Here is a 5,435-nt window from a genome sequence, read left to right as displayed (position 1 = left end):
CCTCGAGGGCCACGGCGGCGGCGGTGCGGGTCACCGTCTCGGCGGCGCGGAGCGGAGCGGTCAGCAGTCCGTGGCCGAGGGGTTTGAGCATCCCTTGTCGGTACCCGCTGCCCACCTGCGCCACACGCGCGCGTCAATAGGAATACTTGCGGTTGCCGGGCTAGCAGAGCGGAAATATTACGCTACGATGCCCGTATGACCGACCTGATGATGCGCCCCGGCCTCGCCGCCGACGACGTCCGCGAAGTGCTCGGCCGCAGCCTGCTCACCGATGGTCTGGACTTCGTCCTCGACCTCGAGCGTTCCCGCGGGGCCTGCCTCGTCGACGCCCGCAACGGGGACCGCTATCTCGACATGTTCACGTTCTTCGCGTCGTCGGCGCTGGGGATGAACCATCCGGCGCTGGCCGACGATGACGCGTTCCGCGCCGAGCTCGCGGCGGCCGCCGTGAACAAGCCGAGCAACTCCGACGTTTACACCGTCGCGATGGCCCGGTTCGTCGACACGTTCGCCCGGGTGCTCGGCGATCCGGCGCTGCCGCACCTGTTCTTCGTCGACGGCGGCGCGCTGGCCGTCGAGAACGCCCTGAAGGTGGCCTTCGACTGGAAGAGCCGGCACAACGAGGCGCGCGGGATGGACCCCGCCCTCGGGACCCGGGTGCTGCACCTGCGCGGAGCGTTCCACGGCCGCAGCGGCTACACCCTGTCGCTGACGAACACCGACCCCAACAAGGTGGCGCGGTTCCCGAAGTTCGACTGGCCGCGGATCGACGCACCGTATCTGCGCCCGGGTGTGGACGCCGATGCCATGGCCGCGCTGGAGGCCGAGTCGCTGCGGCAGGCCCGCGCCGCCTTCGAGGCGCATCCGCACGACATCGCCTGTTTCCTCGCCGAGCCCATCCAGGGCGAGGGCGGCGACCGGCACTTCCGGCCGGAGTTCTTCGCGGCGATGCGCGAACTGTGCGACGAGCACGACGCGCTGCTGATCTTCGACGAGGTGCAGACCGGTTGCGCGATGACCGGCACCGCCTGGGCCTACCAGCAACTGGGCGTGGCGCCCGACGTGGTGGCCTTCGGCAAGAAGACCCAGGTGTGCGGCGTGATGGCGGGCAGGCGGGTCGACGAGGTCGCCGACAACGTGTTCCGGGTCGGCTCGCGGATCAACTCGACGTGGGGCGGCAACCTCACCGACATGGTGCGGGCCCGCCGCATCCTCGAGGTGATCGAGTCCGACGACCTGATGGCGCGGGCCGGCAAGGCGGGCAGGTATCTCCGCGACGAACTCGACCGGTTGGCGTCCGACTTCCCGGGCCTGGTCGGCGACGTCCGCGGCCGCGGGCTGATGTGCGCGTTCAGCCTCCCGTCGGCCGCGCAGCGAGACGCGCTGATCGCACGGTTGTGGGAGCTGCGGGTGATCATGCTCGCCAGCGGAGCGGACTCCGTGCGCTTCCGCCCGCCGCTGACCGTGACCCGCGACGAGATCGACGCCGCGCTGGCGGCGGTGCGCACCGCGCTCAGCTCGTCGCACGCCGGATGATCGAGCGCAGCCGGGGCAGCTCATCACGGCCGACGAGTTCGCAGCCGTGCCGTTCGGCGAGTCGTCTTGCGGCAGGGGTGAAGTCGTGGTTGGTGACCACCATCGTGCGGACGCAGTCCTGCATGGGTGCGCCGGCGACCACCTCCTGAACGGCGGCGGTGCCGACCGGCCTGGCCTGGCGCTTGCACTGGATGGCCAGCCGATTGGGGCGGTGTCCGACGATGATGTCGACGCCCCAGTCGCCGGTGATCGCGGTCATGATCACCGGCACCCCGCATGACCTGGCGATCCGGGCGATGTGGTCCTCGAACTCGGTGCCCGACATCGCCGCCGCCGGATCCTCCCTCGGCCCAGGCGTGCCGATCCCGGTGACCGCGCCACGCAGGAAGTGCACCGCGGCCGCCGCGACCACGGGTGCGGCGACCCCCGCGGCGAGGCACCATGCCGGGTCGAGGCCCCACAGGAAGGCGGCCGCGGCCGCGACGGCGGCGAGCACCATGGACCACTTGACGCGCGCCACGGCTGAATCGTAGGAGCGGTCGCCGACAACTACCGCGCCGCGCGCCGCGGACCCGGGTCGACGATCGGCGTCACGCCGCCGTCACCAGCAGATACTGCGCAATGCCCAAGCGCTCGAAGGTCCGTCGTCGCCTCGGTGGCAGCATCGGCAGGGCGGTCGCCGCGTCGATCACCTCAGGCGCTGTGACGTCGTGAGTATCGCCGTCGAGCACCAGCGTCGCCCGGCCGGCGGCGAGCACGTTGCGCAGCCAGTCCACCCTGGTCCCGTAGGCCAGCGGAATGACGAACCCGCCCTGCACACGGTCCGCCCCGACCGGTGTCGAGAATTGTCTGCCTGATTTCCTGCCGGTGTGTCGGATGCTGGCGGCGTACGCGCCTTTTCGCCCGGCAAACCGGCGGAAGAAGGGGTTGACCACGTACTTGTTCGAGGTACGGATGGCCCGTAGCAGCGGGCGGGGCCATGTTGCCGGTGCGAGGGCCATTTCGCCGACGGTACCCGGCGACCCGGGGCCGGCCGGGTCCTACGAGCCGCCGCCGTTCTGGAGCGCCCGCCACACGCGCGCCGGTGTCATCGGCAGCTGGTGTGGCCGCGCGCCGCAGGCCCTGGCGATCGCATTGGCCAGCGCCGGGGCCACCGGGTTGTACGGCGACTCACTCATCGACTTGGCGCCACGCGGGCCGAGCGTGTCGTAGGTGTCGGCGAAGTACACCTCGGTCTCCGGTACGTCCGCCAGCTGCGGGATGTGGTAGTTGCGCAGTTCGCGGGTCAGGACGGTTCCGTCGGGCCCGACGTGCATCTCCTCGTAGAGCGCAGAGCCGATCGCCTGCGCTACACCGCCTTCCACCTGCCCGCGGCACTGCTCGGGATTGAGCACCACGCCGGCGTCGGCGGTCTGGATCGACTGCAGGATCCGCACCTGCCCGGTCTCGACGTCGACCGCCACCCGGAACGCCTGCACGTTGAAGGCCACCGACCGCGGCGTCCCGTCGTGCCGGCCGTACCCGGCCAGAGCACCGGCCGGGGCGTCGCCGAGACCCGCGAAGGACACGAAGTGCTCGCCGCACTGCACACCCGACGCGGTGAGCGTGCATGCCGACACGTCCGCGCCGGTGCGCCCGGCCGCCGCGGTCAGCACCGCGGCCCGCAGCTCCCGGCATGCGTCGAGGACCGCGCGGCCCGCCACCACCGTCCCGGCCGAACCGAACGCGCCGGTGTCGTAACCGGTGGCGTCGGTGTCGGACTGGCGCAACAGCACCCGGTCGGCGGTGGTGTTCATCTCGTCGGCCACCAACTGGGTGTGCACGGTCGACGTGCCGTTGCCGAACTCGGCGGTGCCCACGCTCAACATGTACGTCCCGTCGGCGTCGACGCCCAGCGACGCCTCGGCGAAATGCCCCCGCGGCGGGATGGTGGCGATCATCGCCACCGCCATGCCCTCGCCGACGCGCCACTGGGCGCCCGGTGGCGCCGCCACTCCGTTGCCCGCCGCCAGCGCCGCCTGCGCGAGGTCGAGGCACTGGTCGAGTCCGTAGCTGCCGAACGTCAGGTCGTCGTGCGGGGAGTGCGTGTCCTCGAGCGCGTCGCCGGGCACCACGACGTTGCGCCGGCGCAGGTCGAAGGGATCGACGCCGAGCCGCTGAGCCAGTTCGTCGAGCGCCGACTCGATGGCGAAAATCAACTGCCCGAGGCCGTATCCGCGGAACGCCCCCGACGGCAGGTTGTTGGTGTAGACCGCCTGGGCGTCGACTCTCTTGTTCGCGCAACGGTATACGGCCACCGACTCGCTGCACCCGTGGAACAGCACGCCGATGCTGTGGTTGCCGTAGGCGCCGGCGTCGCTGAGCACGTCGACGGCAAGGGCGGTGAGCACACCGTCGGCGCCCGCGGCGACCGTCGCGTCCACGCTGAACGGATGCCGGCACGGCGCCATGGTGAACTCGTCGGCCCGGCTGAACTCGTAGCGCACCGGCCTGCCCAGTCGCAGCACCGCGAGCGTCACCAGGTCCTCGGCGAGCATCTCCTGCTTTCCGCCGAAGCCGCCGCCGACCCGGCCGGTGAACACGTGCACCTGCTCGCGTGCCAGCCCGAAGACGTGGCACAGCTCGTCGCGCACCAGGAACGGCACCTGAGAACTCGTCCTGATCACCAGCCGGCCCCGGTCGTCGGTCCAGCCGGTGCAGCCGTGCGTCTCCAGATGCGCGTGCTGTACCCGCTGCGTGGTCCACCGGCCGCGCACCACCGCCCCGCCCCCGGCCAGCGCCGCCGCCACCCCGGCCTCGACGTCGCCGGTGATCCCGTGCAACTCGGCGACGGTGTTGCGCGCCGGGTCGGCGATCCGCGCGTCGGCGCCCTTGTCCCCGTGCACCAGCGGCGCGCCGGGCGTCCTGGCCTGTTCCGGGTCGAACACGGCGGGCAACTCCCGGTACTCGACGGCGATCAGCCGGCAGGCCTGCTCGGCGATCGCCGGGCTGTCGGCGACCACCGCGGCGACCCGCTGGCCGACGAAGCGCACGGTGTCGTCGAGCACCCGGGTGTCGTCGGGGTCGTCGAGCCGGTTCTCGTGGCGGGCGGTGCTGAACGCGATCGGCGGACTGTCACGGTGGGTCAGCACCAGGTGCACGCCGGGCAGCGCCACCGCCGCCGCGGTGTCGATCGCGTCGATGCGGGCGTGCGGCACCGGGCTGGTCAGCACCGCGATGTGCAGCAGTCCCGCCGGCGTGACGTCCATCGTGTAGCGCTCGGTGCCGGTGACGACCCCGACGGCCGCAGGCGCACCGATGGACCGGCCTGCGTCACCGTGGCCCGCCGACTTGTCGGTGTTGACGCGACCCGCCAGGGCGTCGGTGATCGCGCGGTAGCCCGTGCACCGGCACAGATTCCCCTTCAGGTGCTGCGGCAGGTCCGCCAACTGGTCCTCGGTGAGGGCGGCGGCGGTGGTGACCATGCCCGCGGTGCAGAAACCGCACTGGAATCCGGCCGCCTCGACGAACCGGCGCTGCACCGGATGCAGGTCAGCTGGGGTGCCGAGGCCCGCCACCGTGGTGACGTGCCGGCCCGCGGCCCGGAACGCCGGCACTACGCAGGAGTGCACCGGAGCGCCGTCGAGCAGCACAGTGCACGCTCCGCAGTCGCCGGCGTCGCAGCCCTTCTTGACCTCGACGCGGCCGTGTTCGCGCAGCAGCGTCCGCAGACACTGGCCGGGCCGCGGGTCGGCGTCCACCGGGTCGCCGTTGACGTCGAACCTCATGCCAGCTCCGCGCAGACCTGCCGGGCCAGCAGCAACGCCATCGCGCGCCGCCAGTCCGGGTCACCGTGTGCGTCGCGGGTCCACGCCGCCTCCGGGATGCCGGCGTGCGCCGCCGCCAGCGACTCCGGGTCG

Annotated in this window: 4 protein-coding genes; 1 reads left to right on the top strand and 3 read right to left on the bottom strand. The window is 72.0% G+C overall.

Translation table 11 applies throughout. From position 1 onward, the window contains the following. Positions 1–195: 195 nt before the first annotated feature. A complete protein-coding gene (lat, locus tag Q2100_RS22100; RefSeq protein ID WP_302915780.1) occupies positions 196–1,536 on the top strand; it encodes an L-lysine 6-transaminase in 1,341 nt (446 codons plus the stop codon). Here the strand turns inward: lat and Q2100_RS22095 are convergent. From Q2100_RS22095 to Q2100_RS22085, 3 genes are all read right to left on the bottom strand, one after another. Then, a complete protein-coding gene (locus Q2100_RS22095; protein WP_302915781.1) occupies positions 1,514–2,035 on the bottom strand; it encodes a restriction endonuclease in 522 nt (173 codons plus the stop codon). The genes lat and Q2100_RS22095 overlap by 23 nt on opposite strands. A 91-nt stretch (positions 2,036–2,126) precedes the next feature. After that, positions 2,127–2,537, bottom strand: a complete 411-nt coding sequence (locus Q2100_RS22090; RefSeq protein ID WP_302915779.1) for a nitroreductase/quinone reductase family protein — start codon at positions 2,535–2,537, stop codon at positions 2,127–2,129. A gap of 39 nt (positions 2,538–2,576) precedes the next feature. After that, positions 2,577–5,303, bottom strand: coding sequence for a molybdopterin-dependent oxidoreductase (locus Q2100_RS22085; RefSeq protein ID WP_302915778.1), 2,727 nt, complete (start codon positions 5,301–5,303; stop codon positions 2,577–2,579). Positions 5,304–5,435 lie beyond the last annotated feature (132 nt).

This window comes from Mycolicibacterium arseniciresistens (genome assembly GCF_030519285.1).
GTDB lineage: Bacteria > Actinomycetota > Actinomycetes > Mycobacteriales > Mycobacteriaceae > Mycobacterium > Mycobacterium arseniciresistens.
The sequence above is the reverse complement of the archived record's forward strand: the minus strand, read 5'-3'. Positions and strand labels throughout refer to the sequence as shown.